Genomic DNA, 26,473 nt, shown 5'->3' on the forward strand with positions numbered 1-26,473 from the left:
TTGTTTTAGTCTTTATTCTTTATTCTATTCGAATATACGTCTAACCACGAATTAGAGTGTTTTATAAATAAGTTTATTCGCTATTTAAAACGTCATAAATAATTATTATAAATATATATTACGTATTATATATTGAAATAACTGATTACTTTGTGTTACAACTTTAAGTAAACCTATAGATCAGTTCAGGCATGTATCTTGATAAGTGGAGGGAATGAATATAATGCTGAAAAGAGTGTACTCATTTAACGAAGGTAAGTTGGGGATGAAAGCGCTACTAGGAGGAAAAGGCGCCAATCTCGCGGAAATGACGACACTGGGTCTTCCGATCCCTCCCGGCTTTACTGTGACTACCGATGCGTGTCGAGCCTATTTTGCTTCCGGCGGCAAGCTCCCGGAGGGTTTGTTGGGAGAAGTCGTCATTGCCCTGCACGACGTTGAGGAAGCCCAGTCAGCTATATTCGGAGATATGGAGCGGCCTTTGCTGGTCTCTGTCCGCTCAGGCTCGGTAGCCTCCATGCCCGGTATGATGGACACGATACTGAATCTGGGACTGAATGATGAAACCGTGCGTGGGTTGACAGAGCAGACGGGAAATGAAACCTTCGCCTATGACTGTTACCGCAGATTTATTCAAATGTTTGGGGAAGTGGTGCTGGGTATCGAATCCAATCATTTTCACCAGCTTCAGGAGCAGAACAAGCAGACCCATGGGCGTGGCAGTGACCAGGAGGTTAGCGCAGAAGAATGGAAGGAACTGATCGAACATTATAAAGAGCTTGTCACGCAGCAGAGCGGACAGCCGTTTCCGCAGGATGTGTATCAGCAATTGCAACTAGCGGTGGAAGCTGTATTTCGCAGTTGGAACAATATGCGTGCCAAGGTGTACCGGAAGGCTTACGGCATTCCAGATGAACAAGGGACAGCAGTGAATATTCAGGCTATGGTGTTTGGCAATCTCGATAACGACAGTGGAACCGGGGTACTGTTCACCCGTAATCCCTCCACAGGTGCTAATGAATTGTACGGCGAGTATATGGTGAACGCCCAAGGCGAGGATGTCGTAGCCGGAATACGCACTCCTAGCCCTATTGCCCAGCTTCTGGAGGAGCAGCCGCTGGTCTATGAACGTTTGGAAGAGCTAGCTTCCTTGCTGGAGCGTCATCACCGGGATATGCAGGATATCGAATTCACGATTGAAAAAGGTAATTTGTATCTGCTACAGACACGTAGCGGCAAAAGAACAGCGCAGGCGGCTGTAAAAATAGCTGTGGATCTAGTAGAGGAAGGGATTATCAGCCAAGAGGAGGCTATCCAACGGATCGAACCGTCCCACATGGAACAATTGCTGCATCGCTCCGTTGACGCTTCCACACCTCTGGTTGCGATTGCCCAAGGTCTGCCTGCATCGCCCGGCGCAGCAAGTGGGCGTATTGTATTCGACGCAGATACGGCAGAGAATTGGACGAAGGATGGGCAGAAAGTCATCCTGGTCAGTGTGGAGACCTCACCTGACGATCTTCACGGGATTATTGCCGCCGAAGGCGTGCTGACGAGTCGAGGGGGGATGACCAGCCATGCGGCGGTGGTTGCGAGAGGCATGGGTAAACCCTGCATTTGCGGTTGTGAGGCGCTGAGCATTGACCTGGACAGTCGGAGCGTCAGCATCGGTGCCCTGACCTTTCAGGAAGGGGAGGATATTTCGATTGATTCGACCTCCGGGCAGGTGTATCAAGGCAGTCTGTCGCTGAACGAGCCAGTCATTACACCGGAGCTGCTGAAGCTGCTGGAGATTGCGGATGAAATTCGGACGTTGAAGGTCTACACCAATGCGGATACGCCACTCGACGCCGCCAAAGCTCGGAAATTTGGAGCCGAGGGCATCGGGCTTTGTCGTACAGAGCATATGTTTTTCTCAGGCAATCGTCTGCCTATCATTCAGGCGATGATTTTGGCCGAGGATCAGGAGGCGCGGGTTCTTCATTTGAATCGTCTGCTCCAAATGCAACAATCCGACTTTGAGGCTATGTTCAGTGCGATGGACGGTTTACCGATGACCATCCGCTTGCTGGACCCCCCGTTGCACGAGTTCCTACCGAACCTGGAGCAGCTTCAGGAACAACAGCGGGAGCTTGAGCTTTCCGGCGGCCATGTGGAGGAGCTTCAACGTCTTAAAAGTACCATCTCCAAGGTGCACGACCTGCGGGAGATTAACCCTATGCTGGGATTGCGCGGTGTTCGGCTGGGCATTCTGTTTCCGGAAATATACGATATGCAGGTTGAAGCGATCTTTAAGGCCGCGGAAGCAGCACTGCGCAAGGGCGTGGATGTGAGACCAGGGATTATGATTCCGTTGGTCGGACATTCGAATGAACTCAAGCAGATGAGAGAACTGGTCGATGGGGTGGCGACTCAGGTACTTAGCGAAGAGTTTAAGTGGTTCAGGTATCGGGTGGGCACCATGATTGAGGTTCCAAGAGCCGCCCTGCTGGCAGACAGCGTGGCCCAGTACGCCGACTTTTTCTCCTTTGGAACCAATGATCTCACACAAATGACCTTTGGTTACAGTCGGGATGATGCCGAAGGTAAATTCCTCGGCTCCTATATGGAAAAAAACATCTTGGAAGCGAACCCTTTCCAGGTGTTGGATCAGGATGGCGTAGGCAAGCTGATTGAATGGGCTGTTGCCAAAGGCAGGGCAAAAAAGCCTTTTCTGGAGACAGGTATCTGTGGGGAGCATGGCGGGGATAGTGAGTCTATTCTCTTTTGTCACCGCAGCGGACTGGATTATGTCAGTTGTTCACCGTACCGGGTACCATTTGCCCGCATTGCCGCCGCTCAAGCAGCCTTGCTTGTTAGAGTGGAGCAGCCTGAGGGAGCGTTGTCTGTTTTGTAGCTGAAAGTAGTCTCTACATTTCAATAACACATTTAAGGCAGCCTTGATCCAAAGGCTGCCTTCCTCGTTTTACACTATAGTTACCACAATATAGGGGAAAGTTCCGTCAGGAAGTAAAAAATTTAGTTATACATGAAAAATGGGGATATCGCGTCTCCCTCTTTTACATATGATGATAAGAGAAGTTTTGTAAGCGCTTCAGATCAGGGTGACATACAACTATGCGAAGCTACAGGAGGCGGTTAAGATGGACAATTACATGAGCTGGATAAAAATTGGTTTTTTTCTCAGCGTTCTGTTTTTACTTGCAGCGGCATGCACTACCTCTCCCAAGCTGGAAAACACGGAAGGGAAAAAAGTCCGGCTGACCATGCAAGTCTGGGGGAATCCTGCGGAGGTGAAGGTGTACCAGCGGGCGCTCGATGCATTTGAAAAGGAAAACCCGAATATTGAGGTTAAGCTGGTGCCTGTACCGGGAGACCAATATGAGCAAAAGCTGCTGACACAGCTTCAGGGAAGTCGCGGACCGGACGTGTTTTATTCGTATGAGCCGACGATTGCACGTTTAATTGGGGCGAAGCAGGTACAGCCGTTAGGTGAGTTTTTAAAAAGTGATGCCAGTGATGTAAAAGCCGAGGATTTCCCGGAAGGATTGTGGGGTCCGGCGAAGCGTGATGGGGAAATCTACGGAGTCACTCCCGATTCCAATCCGATGGTGATGTATTACAACAAAAAGGTTTTTAAGGATGCCAGTGTGAAGACACCGCAAGAATATTATGACGAGGGCAAGTGGAACTGGGACGCTTTTGAGGAAGTCACATCGAAGCTGAAAGCTGCCGGAAAGCAGGGCTATATTGCAGAAAACTGGTGGGCGCACTGGTATTCATGGGTGTGGTCGAATGGTGGCCGGATTTTTGATGAACAAGGCAAGTATGTACTGGATCACAATGAAAAGGGCAAGGAAGCCTTCCGCTTCATGTACGATATGGTGAACAAGGGAAATGCGGTATATCTCGGTTCGCTTCCCAAGGGGCAGGGAGCAGATGCGATGTTCATGTCCAACCAGGTCGGTATGCTGGCGGCCGGAAGATGGCTGGAGCCCTTGTTCAGTCAAAATAAAAGCCTCGACTTTGATTATATTTACTGGCCCTCCAACACGGGCAAAAATGAACCTGTCGCCATTCCGGTTGCTTACGTAGCCGTAAACAAAAACAGTCCACATCTGCAAGAGGCTATGAAGATGGCCGCATTCTACGTCTCGGTGAAGGGGCAGGAGGCGCGACTGGTTGAAGGTGGGAATGCCATGGGTACGCTTGCCGCAGCAGATGAGAGCATTATGAAAAAGGCGACGATTGAGCATTCCAGCTATTTGACCGAAGGACGTGACAAAGGGCATGCGCATGGCTCTGCACTGGCCTACGACGCGCAGGTACCGGGATTAAACTCGGATATCACGGAGACGATTGACCTGATGTTCCTTGGCAAGCAGGATGCGGCGGCAACGATTGAGAAGCTGAATCAGATCATATCCAAGGCGGTCAAGTAGGCACGGAATAAGGCCGTGACCGGGGAGGAAGGTGACAAGATGCAGAAAAAGCATCAAGCGCTATGGGGCTATCTATTCATTAGCCCCCAGTTTCTGGGCCTGCTATGTTTTTCGCTATTGCCGTTGCTATATGCGTTTTATTTGAGCTTTGTGAATTGGGACGGCTTTGGCGTGCCTTTGTTTGTCGGCTTGGACAATTTCAGGGGCCAGCTATCTGATCCTGATTTTTGGAAGGCACTTTTCAATACGATGTACTATATGGTGCTGGTGATTCCGGCAGGGATTGTATTGGCTCTGCTCGTGGCGATTGTCCTGAACAAAGTGAAGGGCAAGGAAATATACCGTTTGTTCTTTTTCATGCCTGTTGTGACCAGCTCGGTATCGGTCGGGGTCATCTGGATGTGGATACTGAACGGCGAATTTGGCATTTTAAATCATCTGCTGCGAGCGATTGGGATTACAGGCCCGATGTGGCTTACGGATACGCAATGGGTAATTCCGTCGATTGCGCTTTTGAGCATATGGCTGGGGCTGGGATATAATATGGTCATTTTTCTGGCAGGACTACAGGGCATCTCCAAAAGCTATTACGAGGCAGCGGAGATTGACGGAGCCAGCAAGCTTCAGCAGCTAAGGTATATTACCCTGCCGCTATTGTCACCAACGACCTTTTTTGTCACCATCATGATGGTCATTAGCTCTTTTCAGGTGTTCGATCAGGCGTTCGTCATGACGAATGGGGGGCCAGCCAAGGCAAGCTATACGCTTGTGTACCATATTTACGATCAGGCATTCATTGATTTTACGATGGGGGAAAGTGCTGCGGCAGCAATGATTTTGTTCGCAATTATTCTTGTCTTTACCCTGCTGCAATTTAAAATGCAAAAGAGGTGGGTGCACTATGGAGACTAGGCAAAACAGCAGGGATTTCCTGCGCCATGTGCTGCTCGCTGTCGGCTCTCTGATGATGTTTTTTCCCTTCCTGTGGACGGTTCTCAGTTCTCTGAAGGATATTTCGCAAATTTTTGTCGTCCCACCCCAATGGATTCCCGATCCGTTTGTATGGAGTAATTATCCAGCTTCACTGGAGGCTATGCCCTTCGTGCAGGCGTACATGAACAGCTTTTATATTACGGTCATTATCGTGACAGCGACGCTGATTAGCGCGTCCATGGCGGCGTATGCTTTTGCCAAAATCCGCTTTCCGGGGTCGAATGTCCTGTTTATCCTGTTCCTTGCTACGATGATGGTGCCCAAACAGGTAACGATGATCCCGCTGTATTTGGTGATGGACCGCATCGGGTGGCTGGATACGCATTGGTCGCTGATTGTACCCGGAGCGTTGTTTAACGCGTTTGCGGTGTTCCTGCTGCGCCAGTTCGTGATGGGGATTCCGCGCGATCTGGAGGAAGCGGCGGTCATGGACGGGGCGGGGTACATTCGTATTTACTGGAGTGTCATTCTGCCACTGATTCGCCCAGCGTTAGCCGCGATTGGGATTTTTACCTTTTTGGGCGCCTGGAACAGCTTTCTCGATCCGCTGATTTACCTCAATACACCAGAGAAATTCACGGTTCCACTGCTGCTCAACAATTTTAAAGGGCTGTATACCGCGGATTGGTCGCTGATGATGGCGGGTACTACCATTTCCGTCGTTCCGGTGCTGCTCGTCTATATGATTGCTCAGAAGCAAATTATCGAAGGCATAACCTTGACGGGCATCAAGGGGTAGGGGCGTTTCCCTGCTCCTTTTTCTGTTCTTTTCGATACTGTAACGGGGTATACCCGGTGCATTGCTTGAACACACGGCCAAAATGGGCAATGCTGTCAAAGCCCGTTTTTTCAGCGATCGTTGTCACTTTCCAGCTCGTTTCACTCAAATACGCCCGGGCCTGTTGGACTCGAACATCCTGAAGATATTCAACCAGGGTGAAGCCTGTCGTCTGTTTGAAAATACGACACAAATACGTGCTGCTGATATAAAAATGCCTTGCCAGTTGATCCAGAGTCAGCCTCTCCGCATAGTGGGCATGCAGGTATTCGATGACCGCATACACTCGCTGCTGCTTCTCGCTGCGTTCCGGCGCAATGGTATCGGGGGTGGAGGATTGTATGCGGCCGATTCGGATAAGCAGTTGGAGCAGCAAGCTTTGGAGGTACATATGGCGGTATGCATGATCTTGATGATACTCATCCAGCATTTGCTGGAACAGATGCTCCAGCTCGCACTGTTCCTCCGCCGAAGGGCGAAGCAAAAAGCTTTTCTCCGGCAGGAGGGGCTGCTTCTGACCCCCGTAAGGCACGGTGTTTGTTAATGTGGAGACAAATTGCTCATCAAAGTTGATCAAAATTCGTTCATGACTACCGCTGCCTTTATTACTCGTACGGTGGAAATCATGCTTGCTGATCCAAATCAGATCGCCCTTCTGTAGAGCGTATACCCGCTGATTAATGTAATAGTAGCGCTCTCCTGCCAGCAGATAATAGATTTCATGTGCTTGGTGAACATGGTCGGCGGACATACTGAACGGCTCCGTCCGTAGCGCTTGCTCGATGGCAAAACGGGGTGTGGCGATCACATCAACGGTCTCCTTTACGAGAGAATTCAAGAGGATAATATATGTATACTTTAAGGATAAATTCACAATAAATGCGAAGAATTCGCTCTTTCTTATACTATAAAATAAAAGTAATTCATGCAAAGGGTGTGAGCCAATTGGCTAAAATCAAATATGCACTTGTGGGTACTGGAGGAAGAGCCGAATTTTTTTACGGTGAAGTTGTTACCGTTTTCAAGGATACTTCGGAGCTGATCGCGTTCTGTGACGTCAATCAGACGAGAATGGACTATGCCAATCGGTTGTTGCAGGAGAAATATGAGCACAAGCCGATTCCAACCTATAAAGCTCATGAATTTGAACGAATGATCGCAGAAACACAACCCGATATCGTGATCGTCACGACCATTGACCGTGTGCATCATCATTATATTATCCGGGCGATGGAGCTGGGCTGTGATGTTATTTCCGAGAAGCCGATGACGGTGGATGAGGACAAATGTCAAGATATTCTAGATGCCATAGATCGCACGGGACGGAAGCTGCGCGTCACCTTTAATTATCGTTATGCGCCCCATAATACGAAAATACGCGAGGTGATTATGGACGGGTCGCTTGGTGATATCTTGTCGGTCAACTTCGAATGGCTGCTGAACACACAGCATGGTGCGGATTATTTCCGTCGCTGGCACCGGGATAAGCGCAACAGTGGCGGTCTGCTGGTGCATAAATCGACGCATCATTTCGATCTAATGAACTTTTGGCTCGGCTCAAAGCCGGAAACGGTGTATGCGATGGGCGATCTGAAATTTTATGGCCGGGAAAATGCGGAACAGCGTGGTGTGACTGAGTTCTATCAACGGGCTTACGGCAGCAAGGCAGCGGAAAATGACCCGTTTGCGCTGCATCTGGACCGTAACGAGCACCTGAAAAGCATGTATTTGGATGCCGAGCATGAGGATGGCTATGTGCGGGATCAAAGCGTATTTGGCGACAATATTAGCATTGAGGACACGCTGAGTGTCATGGTGAAGTACAAGAACAAGACAGTCATGAACTACTCGCTGAATGCTTACATGCCTTGGGAGGGATTTATCATCGTGTTCAACGGCACCAAGGGTCGGATGGAGGTACGGGTATCCGAGCAATCCTACGTTAATTCCGGGGGCAGTAAGGCAGACGAGGGGGCGTTAAAAGAAAAAACCATTACGATCTATCCCCACTTTGCAGCACCTTATGAGGTGGAGGTAGAGGAAGGCGTGGGTGGTCATGGCGGTGGTGATCCGGTCATGCTGCGGGATATTTTTGATCAGCCGGCAGATGATCGGTTTCATCGCGCAGCCTCGCATATAGATGGAGCTTGGTCTATTTTAACGGGCATTGCCGCCAATCGCTCCATCCGTACGGGCCAGCCAGTGAAGGTGGAGGAACTGGTTCATTTGTAAAGACGGGCAACCACTAAAATAACCAAGAAGCCCCCCTGTTTATCTTATGAACAGAGGGGCTTCTTGGTATTTTGCTGTCAGCGGCGGCAGAGTTTCTGTTAGCTGTCGTAGGGTACTTATTTCATTATTGATCAGCAGTCAGTTCACGGGCTCCCAGTTGTTGTACAGGACGATGGTTATCGGGAAAAATAGTAGCAAACCGGCTGATTTGGTCTGCCGACATTTCAATGGGTTTTTCCAGTACTGTCCAGTTCACATGCTCTGTGCAAGGCGGAGTGGTCAGAGATCCGTTATAGCGAATCGAGTGCAGATCCTTCGGCAGAAGAGTAGCGAGATTCAGTTCTCCCTCCAGAGCCTCTTCCTGAGAAACATCTTTTGGCAGTTTGGACCAAATACGGCTGAAAGCCTTATTCTCCTTGCCGCCTTGAATGAGTACGCCTAAGACGGCGGTGCTGCCGTTGTCACTTTGATGAACAAAATGAAGCTCCATATCGGCATTTTTACCATCTATTTGGTGTTCACTGGGATGATGAAAGTGAAACTGCTTTAAAGTGAATTTGGTACCGTCCAGTACAATATAATTACTGGGGTTGGCTGCATTGATTTGAACGGTGTGTCCATTATTCAGAATGGATACTTTCGTATTGGTGTAGTGAACCTGTATCGGCTGCTGCGTTTGCGAGGCTTCCATTCGAGTATGTTCTATGTTGACAGGGGATTGTTCGAGGCCATTACCACAAGCGGCGAAATCCTTTTCCAACTCTCCCCAATGCTCCGGTCCCTCCTCTCCTTCATAGGACCAGTGTGTTTTCTGAACAACCGCATGGGCGGCGCTACCAGTCGGTGAAGACGAAGTATTCGTAGATTTGGAAGTGGCGGGCTGAGCATTACATCCAGTTGCGGACACAACCAGGAAAATAGCAAACATGCTGGACAAGCAAACTCTCCAGTTTTTTTTCATTGTGCATGATCCTTCTTCCCAAAGTAGAGTGTGTGAAACTTTTTACATTGTAAATTATTGTACAAAGTTATCAAGGGTACAAGGACTTAGGAAGAAGGAATGGGTGTACTCTTTTTTTACAGCTTATTCAGAATGTTATCCTCCAGTACAACGGATTTATCCCCGTACTCCTTAATAATATGCTTTTCTCCCCAGGCGCACAGAGAATCCAAAATGCTCTTCAGACTACATCCATATTCACTAAGCTCGTACTCCACTTTGGGAGGTACCTGATTGTAGCTAATTCGATTGACGATGCCGTCTTCCTCTAATTCCCGAAGCTGCTGCGTCAGCATTTTTTGTGTAATCGAAGGCATGATGCGTTTCAATTCGCTTGTCCGCATTTTCCCATGTGTCAAATGACACAGGATCACACACTTCCACTTCCCACCGATCACCTCTAAAGTCGCCTCAACCGAGATGTTGTATTTTTTCTGACCCAATGTCGATCCCTCCGTGTGCTTTACTTTTGGTTTAGGGTACTTTTTGGTACCTATATTACTAAAAAGTACGTACTGTTCATAATTGTTTGAATAACTCATAATAACATCTGCTGGTCGAAGATTTCTATAGATTAGGAGTGAACCACATGTCGTCAGACTCAAAACGAAGTATTTGGCCATTACTGGCTTTAGCCGTAAGCGCCTTTGCCATTGGGACAACCGAGTTCATCAGCGTGGGGCTGCTTCCCCTGATCGCTGAGGACTTGCACATATCCGTAACCATGTCTGCCTTAACCGTTACTTTGTACGCATTAGGGGTAACCATCGGAGCGCCGGTCCTGACCTCGTTAACATCAAGTGTTCCCCGTAAAACGCTGCTGCTGTGGATCATGATTGTATTTATTGCAGGCAACAGCCTCGCTGCGTTCTCCGGTGGAATTGTCATGCTGCTGATTGCACGCGTGATCTCGGCGTTCTCCCATGGGGTGTTCATGTCCATTGGCTCCACTATCGCAGCCGACCTTGTACCCAATGACCGCCGAGCCAGTGCCATTTCCATTATGTTCTCCGGGCTAACCGTAGCCACGGTCACGGGTGTACCCTTGGGAACCTTTATCGGACAGCAATGGGGCTGGCGAGCGGCCTTCATGGCGATTGTGATCGTCGGTGTGGTGGCACTCATTGCGAATCTAATTTTGCTGCCGTCCACTCTGCGAAAGGGGAACAGAACCCCTTTCCGCGAGCAAGTCAAACTGGTTACCAATGGCCGCTTGCTGCTTGCATTTATCATTACAGCCTTGGGGTATGGAGGCACGTTTGTGGTGTTTACTTATTTATCTCCATTGCTTCACGACATAACCGGATTTAAGCAAAGTACGGTAACGTTTATTCTTTTGCTGTATGGAATTGCGATTGCTATTGGGAATGTTATGGGTGGAAAAGCTGCAAACCGCAAGCCGCTTTCAGCTTTATTTTACATGTTTTTGATTCAAGCGATTGTCCTGCTCGTCCTGCTGTTCACTGCTCCTTTTAAAACCGCCGGACTGATTACGATCTTTTTTATGGGATTGCTTGCGTTCATGAACGTGCCCGGCCTACAGGTATATGTGGTGATGTTGGCTGAACGTTTTGCCCCCAAAGCTGTAGATGTCGCTTCCGCCGTCAATATCGCTGCTTTCAACGCGGGAATTGCGATTGGAGCATACGTGGGTGGAAGGGTGACTGATTCCTTGGGTCTTATTCATACGACCTGGATCGGGGCGATTATGGTTTTCGCTGCGGTTCTACTTACAGGCTGGAGTCGCGCGCTAGAAAAAAGGGATATAATCACCGCTATAGGTTCACAATCTTAAAAAATGCAGAGAGGAAGATAAACAATGACTCAAAACTTACACAGCACAACAACATTGCACAACGGAGTTCACATGCCTTGGTTCGGAATCGGGGTATTTAAGGTGGAGGAAGGCTCAGAGCTGGTCGATGCCATCAAGGCGGCTGTGAAGCATGGTTATCGCAGTATAGATACAGCCGCAGCTTATGCTAACGAAAGTAGTGTAGGACAAGCCATCCGGGAAGCTCTTCAGGAAAATAACCTGTCTAGAGAAGACCTTTTCGTAACGTCCAAAGTGTGGAATGCCGATTTGGGGTATGAAGAGACACGGGCAGCCTATGAAGTAAGTCTGGACAAGCTGGGTCTGGAGTATCTGGATCTGTATCTGATTCATTGGCCGGTTCAAGGCAAGTATAAAGAAGCCTGGAGAGCGTTGGAGTCCTTGTATAAGGAAGGGCGGATCAAGGCAATCGGAGTCAGCAACTTCCAGACTCATCATTTGGAGGACCTTATGAAGGATGCTGAAATCACGCCAATGGTGAATCAGGTGGAATTTCATCCACAATTAACACAAACCGAGCTACTGCAATTCTGTCAAAAGAACAACATTCAAATGGAAGCCTGGTCCCCATTAATGCAAGGCCAACTGCTCGATCATGCGGTACTGCAAGACATAGCGACCAAGTATGGTAAATCGGTGGCGCAAGTGATTTTGCGCTGGGATGTGCAGCAGGGAGTTGTCACCATTCCCAAGTCTACCAAGGCGCATCGGATTGTCGAAAATGCCGACATTTTTGATTTTGAATTGACGCAAGAGGATATGGAACGAATTCAGGCATTAAATGCGAATCATCGGGTAGGTCCTGATCCGGATAACTTTGATTTTTAAACTCTATTTCCAAGATACGCCGTTCCTTTCTTCAATGAAAGGAGCGGTGTTTTTTGTCCTTGATGGGTCTGGAGCCACAGCATTCCAACCCCGCCATATGGTATTATAGGGTATGATAAAAGAGATGTTTTGGAAGCTTGTGAAAATGAAGACAATCCGGGGGACCTCATGAATAAGACGATTGCAGATATAGCCCAAATGGCTGGTGTGGCCAAGAGCACGGTATCCCGTTTTTTGAACGGCGGGGCTGTCAGTGTGGATACGAGACGAAAAATTGAAAAGGTGGTCAAGGACACAGGTTATGTACCTAATACCTTTGCCCAGAGCTTGAAAGCGAAGCGGACTAACATTATCGGAACCGTTGTGCCGCGTCTGGATTCCTTTGCCACATCCCATACGCTGATGGGTATAGATGAAGAGCTGCGGGCGCAGCATTATCAGATGCTGATCTCGAATACGAGTCAGGATGTGAAGCGCGAAATCGAAGCCATTTACGAGCTGGGTCGGCAAAAGATTTCCGGTATTATTTTACTGGCTGCCGAAATTACCGATGAGCATCTGACCGCGATCCGCGACATTGCGATTCCGGTTTTGCTGGTGGGACAGCAGCACACACAGCTTCACAGCCTTATCCATGATGACTACCGGGCGGGATATGATATCGGCGCGTATGTTCTGTCACAGGGCCACCGTGAAATTGCCTACGTCGGCGTTACGGAAAAGGATGTCGCTGTCGGTGTACGGCGCAAGGAGGGCTTTAAGCAGGCTGTTCAGGATGCATTGCTCGATCAAGCTCATAGGGACGATGTGAAGCAACTGGAGCGAGCCGCCGGGTACGATATCAGATACTATGAAACCGGCTTTAAAATGTCCGATGCACGGGTGGCTGCGTCTGCGATTTTAGATGGCTTTAAGCCGTCATTAATGGTGTGTGCTACGGATAATATTGCGCTTGGCGTGATTAATGCGGCGTATTCCAGAGGAATTGCTATTCCGTCGGAATTGTCGGTGACTGGCTTCGGGGGATACGATATTACAGAGGTGATCCATCCTGCACTAACAACCGTGCAATATCCGTACATGGAAGCAGGACGCGTAGCGGCGCAAAATATTGTACGGCTGGTAGAACACAAACCAGTAGAGAAAGTGACTGTTATGAATTATTCCCTTATAGAGAGAGAAAGCGTTGACAAACGCTGAACAGGTGGATTATAATTTCTTCGAAACCGGTTCCATAGCACTCGGGCACAAGTGGAATCGGTTGCAAATCCATGGATGAGTATATTTTTTTAATCGCATAGGAACCGGTTCCTATATTATTTTTTTCATTTACATTGGAACCGGTTCCTGAGGCGAAAGTTTTTAATAAGAATGAGGTACACCTATGAAAATGACAAAAGAACAAAAGTATCGACTGATTGAGCAGGCAGAGCCCGGTGAAATAGCCAGCTTGGAGAAAAAGGTGGAGCAATGTCACTGGCGCCAGGAGTTTCATATTCAGCCATCGACAGGCTTGCTCAATGATCCCAATGGCTTTTCATATTATCAGGGTGAATACCATTTGTTCTATCAGTGGTTCCCGTTTGGAACCGATCATGGAATGAAATACTGGTATCATTTGAAGTCCAGAGATTTGGTCGCATGGGACGACGCAGGCATCGGGATCGCACCGGGTGATTACTTTGATTCACATGGTGCTTATTCAGGTAGCGCGATGGAGCATGAGGGCAAGTTGTATATGCTGTATACGGGAAATACACGTGACGGGGACTGGATTAGACATCCTTATCAATGTATGGCAGTGATGGATGAGAGCGGTCTCATAACAAAATGGGAGCATCCCGTTATTCCGAACGTGCCGGAAGGCTATACGGATCATTTTCGTGATCCCAAGCTGTGGAAGGACGGAGACAGCTTTTACTGTGTGATCGGTGCCCAGAGAGCGAATTTAACAGGCTGCGCCGTCCTTTATCGGTCAACCGACCTCCATACGTGGCAGTTTGAGGGGGAACTGCGCACAGGGCTGGAAATGTTTGGCTACATGTGGGAATGCCCCGATTATTTTGAACTGGACGGCTCGGGTGTATTGGTATTTTCTCCTCAGGGCCTGGAGCCTTCCGGGGATGAGAATCACAATATTTATCAGTCGGGCTATGTGATCGGCAAGCCGCTGGATACCGGGACCAGAATATTGGAGCATGGGGCATTCCACGAGCTGGACCGTGGCTTTGACTTTTATGCACCGCAGACGATGATCGACCCGCAAGGGCGGCGTATTATGGTGGCGTGGATGGGATTACCGGATATCGATTGTCCGACAGATCCGAACGGCTGGGCGCATTGCCTGACGCTGCCGAGGGAGCTTACCCTTCATGAGGGTAAGCTCATACAAAGGCCGATACCTGAGCTGTCTACGCTGCGTAGAAAGCGTGAGAATCGGGTGGCTGACGTATTATCGTCAGAGAGCAAAACCTATACGGGCTTCAAGGGTACGGCCTATGAGCTGATTTGTGAGTTTGATCTTTTGAGCGCCAAGGCGTGCGGTATTGAATTTCGTGCAAGTGCGACCGAGAAAACGGTGATCCGATATGATGCCGTTAGCCGCAAGCTAGTGCTGGACCGTTCGCAATCGGGTGAGCCAGTCGCTGCTTCGTATGGTGAGATAAGACAGTGCGCCATGAATGGGGATCGTATCAAGCTTCATCTGTTCGTGGATACGTCTTCGGTGGAAATTTTCGTCAATGATGGGGAAGAAGTGTTCACCAGTCGTATTTTTCCGCACCCAGAGAGTGACGAAATACACTTTTTTGCCGACAAGGGAGAGGCTCTCTTCCAAGCGGTAAAATGGGATTTTACATGAATATTCAAATCATCAAGTGGATCGTTAATCATCAATAACATAACGGAATGAACGAGAGGATGAACATCATGGCGGAGAACTGGGAAATAGCCAAAGAAGTGATCCAAGCAATCGGTGGGAAGGATAATATTGAGTCCTTTGCTCACTGTGCAACACGCCTGCGGATTATGGTGCATGACAAGGAGAAGATTGACCAGAAAAAGGTCGAAGAAATCGACAAGGTCAAAGGAGCTTTTTTCAACTCGGGTCAGTATCAGATTATTTTTGGTACAGGTACGGTCAATCGGATTTTCGAAGAGGTCGAGAAACTCGGAGTGACCGGATCCTCTAAAGAAGAAGTGAAGAGCCAGGCGAAAAAGGAAGGCAACGTCTTCCAACGCTCCATTCGTACCTTTGGCGACGTATTTGTACCGATCATTCCGGTGCTGGTTGCTACGGGGCTGTTCATGGGATTGCGGGGCTTGCTTACCCAGCCGCAAATTCTGGCCCTGTTCGGCATGACGCCGCAGGATATTTCACCGAATTTTCTATTGTTTACCCAAGTATTGACGGATACGGCTTTTGCTTTTCTACCTGCGCTGGTCGCGTGGTCAGCCTTTAGAGTATTCGGCGGCAGCCCGGTGCTCGGTATCGTCCTCGGTTTGATGCTGGTGAACCCGGCCTTGCCCAATGCCTATGCTGTTGCGGACGGCTCAGCTCATCCCTTGACGATGTTCGGCTTCATCCCTGTGGTCGGTTATCAGGGCTCAGTATTGCCAGCCTTCTTCGTGGGTTTAATCGGAGCCAAGCTGGAACGGGGACTGCGCAAACGGGTACCCGAAGCGCTGGATCTGATTCTTACGCCATTTTTAACACTGTTGATCATGATTATACTGGGGCTGTTTGCCATCGGTCCGGTTTTCCATTCTCTTGAAGAATGGGTACTGCAAGGAACTACGTTGGTATTGGATTTGCCTTTCGGTATCGCAGGGATTGTCATTGGTTTTCTGCATCAGATTATCGTAGTTACGGGTGTGCATCATATATTTAATTTTCTGGAAATTCAACTGCTCGAAAAGAATGGCGTAAACGCCTTCAACGCGATTATTACTTGCGCTATGGCTGCCCAAGGCGCGGCTTGTCTGGCGGTTGGACTGAAAACGAAGAACAGCAAGCTGAAAGCATTAGCGCTTCCTTCCTCGTTGTCCGCTTTTCTGGGAATTACGGAGCCGGCTATTTTCGGTGTTAACCTGAGATATATGAAGCCTTTTGTTATGGGTCTGATCGGTGGGGCAGTTGGTGGTTTTATCGCCTCCATCTTCCATTTGGCGGCAACAGGTATGGCCATTACAGTCATTCCGGGTACACTGCTCTACATGAATCATCAGCTTCCGCTTTATATTTTGGCAAACGTGGCTGCTATGGCAGTAGCCTTTGTCCTGACCTGGATGTTTGGCTATAACGATAAAATGCTGGAGGAAGTCAAAACAGCAGGTTCCTCCAATTAGCATCACCTAGATGGTATGAATAAGTAAGCACACGCTTAGGAATTAAATGTAACGGTCGTTCTACTCTGGAGCGCTCTCGCCCCTTGTTAAAAAGGGCTGCTAGAGAAAGCATCCAAGTGGGGCGGCCATTTTTCTTTAAACTTTAGCATTTCGTATCCGGTTACGCATCATGACTTTGATCGCCAGTCAGTTCGGAACGCAACGGGTTGCCAGAGTATTTACCATGGCATGGATTTGGGTCGTAGAATGGTTTCCTTCCTTTAATGCGGTATTCCTTGACAAACTGTAGCGATTTTTATCAAATCCCGAAAACAAAATTTTATGTCAATAATGAAAAAAATTCAAAAAATATATACGATGGTTATTTTGTGTGTTATTATATAAATGTTGTTAAAATTTAGTATTTGGAAGCGATTATCTGCGAAAAACTTCTTGTAACAATGCTAATTGTTATGTTGGTAGCCATTGGGTTGAATCCTGCAAGCTCTTATGCAGATTCATCTTCATTGGCTAAAGACGCTTCTAACCAGTCCCTATTCCCACCCTACTCCTCAATTGTTAATTCGGATACGCTCTTGAGCGGCTTGACGCTAGAGGAGTATAATGAAGCTATAGCTAATGCAGTTCCACTGGAGTCAGTAATTGTAAAAAGTGATGAAACTCAATCCATTGAAAAAATTTCCCCTATGGCTGTGCCATCTTGGTCATTTAGCCACCTAAGTCGTAACGATGGATTTTGGTCAGATAAGTTTTCAATTGGTTATGCAGGGTATGTGCCTGTAAGTGTGGTACAGTGGGGAGATGATAGTTCTTGGTCTCAACCCGATGTTGGTTATACACTTGTGAGTAGAGATTATTTGGGCAAGGTTCGCATGGTTTCCGGAAGATATACAGGCACGAATGCAAAATTTGAAATCAAGGTACCAGAAGCTGGACAATACCAAATGTTAGTAAATAATTTAAATGACTATACCATTTCCGGAAATGGATTCATGGGTTATTAAATCTTTTTTAATGGATTACTTTTGGAAGGGAGGAAGTGAGTGTGAATAAGCGACTCAGAACAGTTGTTATTATTTCAAGTCTAATTGTCGTTGTCGGAGGGGCGGTGGCTGTTATCAAAAGTCAGACCTTTGCGAACAGCAGTAAGCCTCAAACCCAAACTACCAATGATCCTGACTGGCTCACACCTGAGAAAAAGAAGGAGATAAACGAGAAAGTGTTATCTTCACAAGCAGAAATTATACACACAAAATATGGAGATTTTTTCCCTGTTGAAGTTCCGAATGAGTATCCAAGCGATCAGGTTGCAAATCGGGACAATAAAGAGGAGATAACAGCTCAGACAAAGCAAGTTATCAAGAATAATTTTGTTTACGAAAAAAAAGAGAAAAAAAACTAATTTTTCCGGAACGCTTGTAAAAATGAGCGTTCTTTTTTGTGCGCCATGCATGGGCGCGTAATTAGTCGGTGAAAGTCCGCTATGGGGGCTGACAGTTGCCAACCATTAGCCAAGAGCAAGGGTGTCCGCCGTGAGGGGGAATCTGGGGGCAAAATTCCGACCTGAGGAACACGAACCGCATCAGGTATCCAAAGTGGGATGAGCCTGCAAAACAAGGCATAAAAAAGCATGTATTTATACTGATAGCTAAAAAAGCTCTGCCGACCCATTAAGGTTAGCAGAGCTTTATTGTTCCTATCCGTTTAAGCACCTCCAATGGTAACGTAAGGCTGAATACTATGGTGGTGATTAAGTGCTTGATCCGGCACAGTTACAATAAACAAAAAGCTAGCCGCAATGATTAGCAGCACCATTTTTTTCAACATTGTTCATCCACACCTTTTCAATAAGATTTAAAAATGCTGTTTTAGTTTCTGGAACCGCATAATCCTGAAAGTGTAAAAAAAGACCCATACAATTTATAAAATAAGTCTCATTATTTAGTTTATGATAACTTATCATTGAATACATCAAATGTTTAAAACCATCAATGTAAGAACCTCGATGTAAATCATAATATGCTAATTCGTAACCAAACCACGCGATATAGTCCGGTATCACCTGTTGAGTATACATATCATCGGATGGGGGCTGTTCAGAAAAAGAATTATTCTCCGTTTCAAACTGTTGAAGTATATCATCCACGTCCAATTCAAATCGGTTTGCTGCAATGATAACATTCAACAATTTGGAGAGTTCCTCTTGTTCATTAGAGCCTGATGTCGCTGCAATATATTCAACATAATCTTGAAGCACGCTTATATCTCCAGACAAAAGCTTATATACGTAAGTATTACCTTCCGCCCAATGTTGAAACAAACCGATCCAGTGTCGGGTATCCTCGTCCTTCTCTTTGACCCAATCTAAATTAGCGTAGGCATATGTATAATCTAGAGCTTGTTGAAAATCGCCTTGGGCTTCACAGACACTTGCACACAACAGGTCAGCATAGGTGATGTACACAAACATAGGACGACTTAGCTTTTTTTCGGATTCATTATGCTCTCGCTTCTTCTGTTGATGTTTCATCGAATATTGAATTTCCGCTTTATTTCTCATTTTCCTTGCCATTTCGTAAACATTGTCCCATTTACGCAAAGACCTATACACGTTAGCCAAATCCTTCAATGCGTCGAGCTGGTCTATTTCATCCAGGCGCTCAACAAAAGCTTCAAATATCGTAGCTGCCTTGAGATTGCGACTTTGATCATCTCCAATCTGAATCGTGAATATACGATATTGACAGACTGCCAAGCGTTCAGAATGTTGGTACTTCTCCACTTCTGCTACATTCTCATAGAGCAGCAGCGCAGCAGCATGTCGTCCTTGTGCTAATAGCGCTTCTGCAATTTCAAATAGTTTAGGTGAATAGAGTAGATTGTCCATGATTTGTCCAACGATTCGACGGATCGCATCCAGCTTGTCCAGCTCTGCACAACGATATAGCAACCGCTCAATTCGACGCATATTGGGAGAGCGTTCGATGATGTAGTCATCTATGAACCGTTCGTAAAAAAAGCCTTCCGGTAAACCCATAGCCTCAGTGATTAGATCAAGCTGGTTAACAGATATAGGACTATTACCAGTTACAATGCCACTTACTATTCCTCTGTTAATGCCTGCAATATTCCCGAATTGCGTTAGGCTCAAACCCTCTTGTTTTAGGTATTTGTCTAATTCCGCCCGAATCGTAGGTGTATGCTTCAAGTCATAACCACCCTTCACATAAAAATTCCATAATTTTATATTCTTGCATTCTATTTTTCTCCAAAATTAACCATATGTCAATATATTTTTTACTAATGTAATCCACAAAGCAGATTCTTCTGTCATTCGGGATATCACCTGCCAGTTGGGGACACCGCAGCGTCGTTCCAAGCAACGTCATCGTGTGGTGATATTTCGAGATTTTGAAGGTCGAGTCACCCGAGTCGTTACCGATTTAATGCAGGTCACAGCGGAACAAATCGCACAGATGTATAAAGCTCGATGGCAGATTGAGGTCTTTTTCCGTTGGATCAAGCAACATTTGAATATTCCAACGCTGTTTGGGACAACCGAAAATGCGGTCTATGGGCAACTCTTTTGTGCGCTCATCGTTTATGTCCTGCTTAAATGGTTATTTGATGCCGCTGAAGGGACGTGGTCCCATGGGGATTTGCGAAACTCGCAAATCAGAAGAAGGAGCCATACACCACAGCACAAAGTGGTGTATGGCTCCTTCTTCAAGCATATTTCACTTGCTAACATGCTATTTCCGAATCGACTTGAATGACTCTGTCTGCTGAGTAATGCCCTTCTCCGCTGCAAAGCGCTCGATGCTGGAAGCGCCAAAGAATCCATCAATGCCCTTCGTTCTCTCAATGACATAAGCCGTATCCTTCGGCTCTGCAATTGGTCCGCCGTGGCAAATAATCATGATATCCGGGTTCACAGCCCGACCGGCTTCAATAATCGCCTCGATTCGTTCTACACAGTCGTCCAGGGTCAGCGCTGTTTTTGCACCAATCGTGCCCTTGGTCGTCAAGCCCATATGCGCAACCAAAATGTCGGCTCTCGCCTCCGCCATAGCCTTCGCCTGAGCGGGATCAAAAACATACGGAGTGGTCAGCAAATCCAACTCATGGGCGATACGGATCATTTCAACCTCAAGGTCGTACCCCATACCGGTTTCCTCCAGGTTTTGTCTAAACACCCCATCAATCAAGCCTACTGTAGGGAAGTTCTGAACACCGCTGAAGCCCTGCTCCTTCAGCTGCTTCAGATATACCTCCATCACTCGAAACGGGTCGGTGCCGCATACCCCTGCCAGAACAGGCGTATGCTTGATGACGGGCAGCACCTCGGCTCCCATCTCAACGACGATTTGATTGGCATCTCCATAGGAAAGCAAGCCCGCAAGTGAGCCGCGGCCCGCCATTCTGTACCGACCGGAATTGTATACGATCAGCATATCCGCTCCGCCCGCTTCACTGCTTTTGGCCGTAATGCCTGTGCCTGCCCCGACACCGAGGAGAATTTTCCCCTTCTTTACCTCTTCCCTGAATTTGGCCATAATTTCTGATCTGGTCAGCTTATTCATTTCGTATATCCTCCTTATTAGATTCTTAGGAATTTGATGCTTGCATGAGAGCGATCAGCTTTTGGGCTGCGGCCTCTGCAAAGGCCGGGTCGTTGATGGCGCAATCCAATTCAATCACTTCAATAACCGAGATGTCGACATGCTTACGCAGGGTATCGAACAGCATTCGGTCCTCCTCCAGGCCGTAGAAAGGCTGCCCCTCCACATCAATTGCGGAAATGCCTCTAAGCGGCAGCATTAGCACGGTGCTTTCCTTTGCCATGTTCAGCTTCTCCGCAAGCTTCCTGCCAATCTGTTCATTTTCTGCCACCGTGGTTCTCATCAGGGTTACGGTCGGATTATGCTGATAAAACTTATGATCCTTGAATTTCTCCGGCACGGTATCTCTCGGCCCAAAATTGCACATATCCAAGGCGCCCACCGAGACCACCTGCGGAATGCGATTGCGGCCTGCAGCTTCCAAGCGATGCGGCCCTGCGTTCAAGACACCGCCGATGATCTCATCCGCCCACTCCGTCGTCGTCAAGTCCAATACCCCTTCAATGAAGCCCGCTTCGATCAACGCCTCCATCGACTGCCCTCCGATACCCGTGGCGTGGAACACAAGCACCTCGTAGCCCCTTTCCTCCAAATATTTTCTTGCCGCTGTCACACAGGGCGTGGTTACTCCGAACATCGTGGCTGCAACTAGCGGCTTCTTCTCCGGTTTATGCGTATGCTCAAATTTGAGCATTCCCGCTATCGCAAATAACGCATTTGTGAAGATTTTCGTAGAAATCGAGTTCAATCCTGCTACATCCACCACAGACGGAATCATGACGATATCACTCGTGCCTACGTATGGAGCTGTATTTCCAGACGCAACGGTCGATACCATCACCTTCGGAACGCCAATTGGCAGGGCTCTCATGGCCGGTGCGACCAGTGAGGTTCCGCCAGTACCCCCAAAGGAAATGATTCCGTCAAATTTGCCCTGCTTGTACAGCTGTGGTACCAGCTTCTTCAGGCCTTTGGACAAAACTTCTGTAGCCGAAGCCCGATCCTTCCTTGCCGCAAGCTCCTCCATGTCCATGCCTGCGGCGCGGGCGACTTCCCGATTGGACACATCTGGAATAAAGGCCGGTTCGAATACGCCTGTATGAATCATCAAGGTCCCCATCCCAAGCTGCTCTGCAATCCTCTTGATGTAAAGGTACTCATCGCCTTTCGTATCAAACGTTCCAGCTATTGCGATAGTCTTCATTCTGCTGCCTCCTCGTATGATCATTTAGAACAATGCTCAATCGCAGGTAGCATACTGATTTTTTCGCTAACAGAAAAACCAGTACGATCGCTATAGCTTCATCATACTGGTCCTGTTTATTTGTGAAAACGCTTTTATGTTCATGTTTTTGTGTTTAGGTTAGATCTGTACTTCCGCAAATTGAGTCAATGTCATGTTATTTTGTTTTAGATAGTCCTCGAACTCCGCCAAAATCGTAGTATACAGAGTGCGACTTGTGATCGAAGCGCTGGGGCATAGATAATTGATTTCAATCCACGCACTCACATGGAGTGCGACTATAGACGGTTCATACGTGCTTGAAGATTTGGACGATTTCAATCCACGCACTCACATGGAGTGCGACTGCAAAGTCGTCCGTTCCCGGTGCCGCTGAACATCGAATTTCAATCCACGCACTCACATGGAGTGCGACGTGGCATGACAAGTACCAGCAGCTTCTATTGGAGCAATTTCAATCCACGCACTCACATGGAGTGCGACTATATCAAAATTTTAGGAGGATGTAAATATGTCTGATATTTCAATCCACGCACTCACATGGAGTGCGACCATACTGCCCGCATTAAGGAGCTGGAAGCCGAACTATTTCAATCCACGCACTCACATGGAGTGCGACTCAACATGCAGCAATACTATTTGGAAATGTTGCAATTTCAATCCACGCACTCACATGGAGTGCGACGACCTCTTCCAAGCGCCGCGCCCATTCTACCCGTTCTATTTCAATCCACGCACTCACATGGAGTGCGACAGCGAAAATGCAGTGATTTATACCCTAATGGTATCAATATCATACATTTTCGCAATAAACGATGCCGAAAAGGCTTGAATCAAGCATTGACATTCACCCATTCTAACCCATCCAAGCCTTTTTCGACAAATTTCGAGGTGCGAAGGAACCGGGGTTTTTATGTGAGCTTCACATTCGCACTTTATAAAATGTGGTAACTGTTGTCTATCCAGTTGCATCCAACTTACATTTAAATACGGAGTTTCGCAACCTTATCCATCCTTTTACCGCCTTCTCTTTTCGCCGTACAAGACAAGCTAGACAATCGAAGACCGTTCATCCAGAAATTCGGATGGGGAGCAGCCTGTAAGCCGTTTGAATATTCGATGAAAATAGGAAACATCACTATACCCCACATACTCTGAAATTTCACGAATCGTCAGTCGGGACTCGGTCAGCATGTAGATAGCGGTTTTAATACGTTGATTATGTACATGCTCGCTGATCGTTTGGCGTGTTACCTCGCGCAGCAGTGTGGCTGCGTAGTTGGGCGTTTTGCGGATGGCGTCGCCAAGCTCCTCCTTCGTCACCTTTTCCCGATAATGATTCTGAATATACTGCTTCATATGCTCTACATGCTTCTCTTTATCGCAAGAAATGTCACCTTTGTCCCATTCCTGATTGATATAAATCATCGCTTCGGTCAGCAAGCAATCAGCCATCATGGCATAGTAGCTCGGTCGCTCCGTCCATTGGTAGTACACCGACTTGATCCGTTCGTGCAGCATATCGTAGCATCCGAGCTTGATCAGCAACGGCTGGTCTGTATTCAGTAGGGGAAGTGCGTAGTTCGTACATGTTTTGTGGCAATGTATCACATACTTGGTATGAAAAAGTGTAGGAATGCTCTTGCCGTAGTAAGGCAAATGTCCGGGCAGAATCAGCGCTTCTCCCTTGCCGAGAATAAACTTGCAACCGTTCACCCAATATACACATTTTCCAAAGGTAACTAGGATGAACAGTAAGTCATCGTCGCTGCTATTCGGGCCAGCCTTTTCGTACCAGTCTATACCATGGTCCTGCCGCATGTCCGTCATTGTAATCACGAGGATCACTCTCCGATGTCTTAAAAATGTATTGTACTATAGTGCATTCATCATACTATAGTTCATAGTCTTGACGCACGGGTACAGGTAAAATAGAACCATAGAAGTTTATAGATAGAGAACTGAGGATTTGCAAAAATCCTGAAGTGAAAGTGGAAAAATGGATAAGAAACCAAACAGTAAAGACATTCAGGAGGATGACATTACTATGCTTAAAACGAAAATTATCTGTACGATGGGACCTGCCTGCGACTCCATTCATTTGTTAAAAGAAATGATCCAGGCAGGTATGACAGTAGCCCGATTGAACATGGCCCATGGGGAGCTGGAAGATCACGTTAAACGTATTGAAAATGTGCGGCAGGCTGCAAAGGAACTGAACACCTTTATTCCTGTCATGATGGATATCAAGGGACCGGAAATACGGATTGGCAAGCTGAGAGAGGCATCCTGTCTGCTGAAGCCAGGTAGCCAGCTTATTTTGACCACGGAAGAAATTTTGGGGGACGAGCACCGTATTTCGGTCAATTACCCGGATATGCCGAAGGATATCAAAGCAGGTGACCGTATTCTCATTGATGATGGCTTGGTCGATCTGACGGTAACCTCTATTGAAGGAACTGAAATGATATGTAATATCGTAAGTGGCGGTATTTTAAAACCGAGAAAAGGTGTGAATCTGCCAGGGATTCATACGACCCTTCCGGGCGTGACAGAGCGCGATGTGAAGCACATCCAATTCGGGGTGGAGCAGCGTATTGAGCTTATTGCGGCTTCTTTTGTGCGTAAAGGCGACGATATTCGTGAGATCCGTGAGATTTTGAAGGGACATAACGCCGAGCATGTACAAATTTATTCTAAAATTGAAAATGCCGAAGGTATGGAAAACCTCGATGATATTATCAAGGCTTCGGACGGTATTATGGTAGCCCGTGGGGATTTGGGCGTCGAAGTGCCTATCCAGGACGTACCTGTGATGCAAAAAGAAATGATCGACAAGTGTAACCTGGTCGGCAAGCCGGTGATCGTGGCTACACACATGCTGGAATCGATGCAGGTCAACCCTCGTCCGACGAGAGCCGAAGTCAGTGACGTGTTTAACGCCGTTATGCAAGGAGCCGATGTGGTGATGCTGTCGGGTGAATCTGCTGCCGGTAAATACCCTGTCGAGTCCGTCCGGACCATGGCTGCTGTAGCTGCGAGAGCCGAATCGCAATTTGACTATCAGGAGCAGTTCGACAAGCGCAGAGCGCGTCAAAGCACCAACATTACCGAGGTTATCAGTCAAGGTGCGGTTAGTTCGTCCCTGGAGTTGGATGCCAAAGCAATCATTACGTCTACGGCCAGTGGCTTCACGGCCCGTATGGTGTCCAAATATCGTCCGAAGGCTCCGATTATTGCAGTTACCCCGAACAATACGGTGTTCGCTAAAATTTGTCTGTTATCCGGGGTATTCCCGGTCAAAGGCGATAAGGTAGTGACGACGGATGAAATGTTCGAATCCTCCATCCGCAACGCCCTGAATGCAGGGTATATTCACAAAGGCGACACCGTTATCGTGTCGGCAGGCGTTCCTGTCGCCGAGGCTGGCGCCACCAACCTGATTCGAGTACATCAAGTGTAAGAGTAGATACAGACAGCAGAAAGGCGCTGATCCCCAACGGGCTCAGCGCCTTTTTTACATACTATTGTGTTGCAGGCTTACAGTCCAAACACACTCTTGGCAACGACCTGCGTCAACTCTGCCTTATGGGCTTGGTACTGTGCAGGCGTAATGCTCTTGCTGGCCAGCCGTTGATCTAGCTGCTCTGTCAACTGAGCCACCTGCAAATCAACGACAGCTTGAGCGTTCCGTTCATTATATTGTGCAATATCTGCCAAGGTTTGACCGTTATACAACGCATCATACAATTGCTCGTCCGAGGATACACCCAGTGTTTCCAGCAGCTCATCATCTTTGGAAGCCTCACTATCCTGTAGCTGAAGGGCTCTCTCTGGAGCCAGTGCAGAAGCATTGGCCCGACTTCCCCATGTAGAGGACTGCCCAATAGACAACGCCAGCAACAAGGTGCAGATAACCATGATTCGTTTTCGATTCATAAGAGTAAAGTCTCCTTTTGATTTCTTTAAAATTCTGACAGGGTGGAACGGTATATGGATATCCAACGGGAGTAATATTCTTGCTTTTAGCCCATCTGGCTTTTATGTAGTTACCAGATTCTTAAATACATCATACACGCCCAATCTTAGCGTCAGCTTAATACTCGTTTAAAATAAACTAAAAGTTCACATTGTAAACAGGTAACAGCAAAAAA

Annotated in this window: 21 protein-coding genes, 1 pseudogene and 1 CRISPR repeat array; of the genes and pseudogenes, 14 read left to right on the plus strand and 8 right to left on the minus strand. The window is 47.5% G+C overall.

Features of this window, described 5'->3' with window-relative positions; all coding sequences use genetic code 11:
- Positions 1-223 precede the first annotated feature (223 nt).
- From ppdK to NST83_RS01630, 4 genes are all read left to right on the plus strand, one after another.
- On the plus strand, positions 224-2,896 hold the full coding sequence (gene ppdK, locus NST83_RS01615; RefSeq protein ID WP_342416330.1) for a pyruvate, phosphate dikinase: 2,673 nt from the start codon (positions 224-226) through the stop codon (positions 2,894-2,896).
- A gap of 247 nt (positions 2,897-3,143) precedes the next feature.
- On the plus strand, positions 3,144-4,442 hold the full coding sequence (locus tag NST83_RS01620) for a sugar ABC transporter substrate-binding protein (RefSeq protein WP_342416331.1): 1,299 nt from the start codon (positions 3,144-3,146) through the stop codon (positions 4,440-4,442).
- A 39-nt stretch (positions 4,443-4,481) separates the two neighbouring features.
- Positions 4,482-5,354 (plus strand): sugar ABC transporter permease, encoded by an 873-nt coding sequence (locus NST83_RS01625; RefSeq protein WP_342416332.1) that lies wholly within the window; start codon positions 4,482-4,484, stop codon positions 5,352-5,354.
- Positions 5,344-6,174 (plus strand): carbohydrate ABC transporter permease, encoded by an 831-nt coding sequence (locus tag NST83_RS01630; RefSeq protein ID WP_342416333.1) that lies wholly within the window; start codon positions 5,344-5,346, stop codon positions 6,172-6,174. Before NST83_RS01625 ends, NST83_RS01630 begins: the two co-directional genes overlap by 11 nt.
- Here the strand turns inward: NST83_RS01630 and NST83_RS01635 are convergent.
- Entirely contained in the window at positions 6,164-7,021 is an 858-nt protein-coding gene (locus NST83_RS01635; protein ID WP_342416334.1) for an AraC family transcriptional regulator, read from the minus strand. The genes NST83_RS01630 and NST83_RS01635 overlap by 11 nt on opposite strands.
- A gap of 137 nt (positions 7,022-7,158) precedes the next feature.
- On the opposite strand from NST83_RS01635, the gene NST83_RS01640 reads away from it, so the two are divergent.
- Entirely contained in the window at positions 7,159-8,445 is a 1,287-nt protein-coding gene (locus NST83_RS01640) for a Gfo/Idh/MocA family oxidoreductase (protein ID WP_342416335.1), read from the plus strand.
- A gap of 124 nt (positions 8,446-8,569) precedes the next feature.
- On the opposite strand, the gene NST83_RS01645 is transcribed toward NST83_RS01640, so the two are convergent.
- Positions 8,570-9,406, minus strand: a complete 837-nt coding sequence (locus NST83_RS01645; RefSeq protein ID WP_342416336.1) for a carbonic anhydrase — start codon at positions 9,404-9,406, stop codon at positions 8,570-8,572.
- Between the two features lie 116 nt (positions 9,407-9,522).
- Entirely contained in the window at positions 9,523-9,888 is a 366-nt protein-coding gene (locus NST83_RS01650; protein ID WP_137061282.1) for a helix-turn-helix domain-containing protein, read from the minus strand.
- 146 nt (positions 9,889-10,034) lie between these two features.
- Between NST83_RS01650 and NST83_RS01655 the strand changes: the two genes are divergently transcribed.
- The 7 genes from NST83_RS01655 (at position 10,035) to NST83_RS01685 (ending at position 17,856) form a co-directional block, all read left to right on the plus strand.
- A complete protein-coding gene (locus NST83_RS01655) occupies positions 10,035-11,240 on the plus strand; it encodes an MFS transporter (RefSeq protein WP_342416337.1) in 1,206 nt (401 codons plus the stop codon).
- 24 nt (positions 11,241-11,264) lie between these two features.
- Positions 11,265-12,107, plus strand: coding sequence for an aldo/keto reductase (locus tag NST83_RS01660; protein WP_342416338.1), 843 nt, complete (start codon positions 11,265-11,267; stop codon positions 12,105-12,107).
- Positions 12,108-12,275: 168 nt separating this feature from the next.
- Positions 12,276-13,307 (plus strand): LacI family DNA-binding transcriptional regulator, encoded by a 1,032-nt coding sequence (locus NST83_RS01665; RefSeq protein WP_342416339.1) that lies wholly within the window; start codon positions 12,276-12,278, stop codon positions 13,305-13,307.
- 184 nt (positions 13,308-13,491) lie between these two features.
- A complete protein-coding gene (locus tag NST83_RS01670; RefSeq protein ID WP_342416340.1) occupies positions 13,492-14,967 on the plus strand; it encodes a sucrose-6-phosphate hydrolase in 1,476 nt (491 codons plus the stop codon).
- Between the two features lie 68 nt (positions 14,968-15,035).
- Positions 15,036-16,454 (plus strand): sucrose-specific PTS transporter subunit IIBC, encoded by a 1,419-nt coding sequence (locus NST83_RS01675; protein ID WP_342416341.1) that lies wholly within the window; start codon positions 15,036-15,038, stop codon positions 16,452-16,454.
- 404 nt (positions 16,455-16,858) lie between these two features.
- Positions 16,859-17,458 (plus strand): hypothetical protein, encoded by a 600-nt coding sequence (locus NST83_RS01680; protein ID WP_342416342.1) that lies wholly within the window; start codon positions 16,859-16,861, stop codon positions 17,456-17,458.
- A 41-nt stretch (positions 17,459-17,499) separates the two neighbouring features.
- On the plus strand, positions 17,500-17,856 hold the full coding sequence (locus NST83_RS01685) for a hypothetical protein (protein ID WP_342416343.1): 357 nt from the start codon (positions 17,500-17,502) through the stop codon (positions 17,854-17,856).
- Between the two features lie 387 nt (positions 17,857-18,243).
- Here NST83_RS01685 and NST83_RS01690 read toward each other — a convergent pair whose 3' ends face one another.
- Positions 18,244-19,662 (minus strand): helix-turn-helix transcriptional regulator, encoded by a 1,419-nt coding sequence (locus NST83_RS01690; protein ID WP_342416344.1) that lies wholly within the window; start codon positions 19,660-19,662, stop codon positions 18,244-18,246.
- Between the two features lie 115 nt (positions 19,663-19,777).
- On the opposite strand from NST83_RS01690, the pseudogene NST83_RS01695 reads away from it, so the two are divergent.
- Positions 19,778-20,083 (plus strand): annotated as a pseudogene (locus NST83_RS01695) (transposase); the annotation flags it as partial.
- Positions 20,084-20,206: 123 nt separating this feature from the next.
- On the opposite strand, the gene NST83_RS01700 reads toward NST83_RS01695, so the two are convergent.
- The 3 genes from NST83_RS01700 to NST83_RS01710 form a co-directional block, all read right to left on the minus strand.
- Complete coding sequence (locus NST83_RS01700; RefSeq protein ID WP_342416345.1) at positions 20,207-21,037, minus strand: phosphoenolpyruvate hydrolase family protein; 831 nt, start codon at positions 21,035-21,037, stop codon at positions 20,207-20,209.
- A gap of 25 nt (positions 21,038-21,062) precedes the next feature.
- Positions 21,063-22,280, minus strand: a complete 1,218-nt coding sequence (locus tag NST83_RS01705; RefSeq protein ID WP_342416346.1) for a Tm-1-like ATP-binding domain-containing protein — start codon at positions 22,278-22,280, stop codon at positions 21,063-21,065.
- Between the two features lie 286 nt (positions 22,281-22,566).
- Positions 22,567-23,073: a CRISPR direct-repeat array (repeat unit 32 nt; unit sequence ATTTCAATCCACGCACTCACATGGAGTGCGAC).
- Between the two features lie 296 nt (positions 23,074-23,369).
- The gene (locus tag NST83_RS01710) at positions 23,370-24,158 is read right to left on the minus strand and encodes an AraC family transcriptional regulator (protein WP_342416347.1); all 789 of its coding nucleotides are present in this window, start codon (positions 24,156-24,158) and stop codon (positions 23,370-23,372) included.
- 208 nt (positions 24,159-24,366) lie between these two features.
- On the opposite strand from NST83_RS01710, the gene pyk reads away from it, so the two are divergent.
- A complete protein-coding gene (gene pyk, locus NST83_RS01715) occupies positions 24,367-25,782 on the plus strand; it encodes a pyruvate kinase (RefSeq protein WP_342416348.1) in 1,416 nt (471 codons plus the stop codon).
- A 77-nt stretch (positions 25,783-25,859) separates the two neighbouring features.
- Here pyk and NST83_RS01720 read toward each other — a convergent pair whose 3' ends face one another.
- Positions 25,860-26,258 carry a hypothetical protein gene (locus NST83_RS01720; RefSeq protein WP_342416349.1) on the minus strand — a complete coding sequence of 133 codons (399 nt, stop codon included), beginning with the start codon at positions 26,256-26,258 and terminating at the stop codon, positions 25,860-25,862.
- Between the last annotated feature and the right edge of the window lie 215 nt (positions 26,259-26,473).

The organism is Paenibacillus sp. FSL R10-2782 (genome assembly GCF_038592985.1).
Classification (GTDB): domain Bacteria; phylum Bacillota; class Bacilli; order Paenibacillales; family Paenibacillaceae; genus Paenibacillus; species Paenibacillus terrae_C.

What these genes read in the sequence shown, in the direction of transcription:
- NST83_RS01675 (WP_342416341.1), top strand. Translation starts at nt 15,036, where the DNA reads ATGGCGGAGAACTGGGAAATAGCCAAAGAAGTGATCCAAGCAATCGGT.
- NST83_RS01700 (WP_342416345.1), bottom strand. Translation starts at nt 21,037, where the DNA reads ATGAATAAGCTGACCAGATCAGAAATTATGGCCAAATTCAGGGAAGAG.
- NST83_RS01660 (WP_342416338.1), top strand. Translation starts at nt 11,265, where the DNA reads ATGACTCAAAACTTACACAGCACAACAACATTGCACAACGGAGTTCAC.
- NST83_RS01655 (WP_342416337.1), top strand. Translation starts at nt 10,035, where the DNA reads ATGTCGTCAGACTCAAAACGAAGTATTTGGCCATTACTGGCTTTAGCC.
- NST83_RS01625 (WP_342416332.1), top strand. Translation starts at nt 4,482, where the DNA reads ATGCAGAAAAAGCATCAAGCGCTATGGGGCTATCTATTCATTAGCCCC.
- ppdK (WP_342416330.1), top strand. Translation starts at nt 224, where the DNA reads ATGCTGAAAAGAGTGTACTCATTTAACGAAGGTAAGTTGGGGATGAAA.
- NST83_RS01620 (WP_342416331.1), top strand. Translation starts at nt 3,144, where the DNA reads ATGGACAATTACATGAGCTGGATAAAAATTGGTTTTTTTCTCAGCGTT.
- NST83_RS01630 (WP_342416333.1), top strand. Translation starts at nt 5,344, where the DNA reads ATGGAGACTAGGCAAAACAGCAGGGATTTCCTGCGCCATGTGCTGCTC.
- NST83_RS01720 (WP_342416349.1), bottom strand. Translation starts at nt 26,258, where the DNA reads ATGAATCGAAAACGAATCATGGTTATCTGCACCTTGTTGCTGGCGTTG.
- NST83_RS01645 (WP_342416336.1), bottom strand. Translation starts at nt 9,406, where the DNA reads ATGAAAAAAAACTGGAGAGTTTGCTTGTCCAGCATGTTTGCTATTTTC.
- NST83_RS01705 (WP_342416346.1), bottom strand. Translation starts at nt 22,280, where the DNA reads ATGAAGACTATCGCAATAGCTGGAACGTTTGATACGAAAGGCGATGAG.
- pyk (WP_342416348.1), top strand. Translation starts at nt 24,367, where the DNA reads ATGCTTAAAACGAAAATTATCTGTACGATGGGACCTGCCTGCGACTCC.
- NST83_RS01670 (WP_342416340.1), top strand. Translation starts at nt 13,492, where the DNA reads ATGAAAATGACAAAAGAACAAAAGTATCGACTGATTGAGCAGGCAGAG.
- NST83_RS01665 (WP_342416339.1), top strand. Translation starts at nt 12,276, where the DNA reads ATGAATAAGACGATTGCAGATATAGCCCAAATGGCTGGTGTGGCCAAG.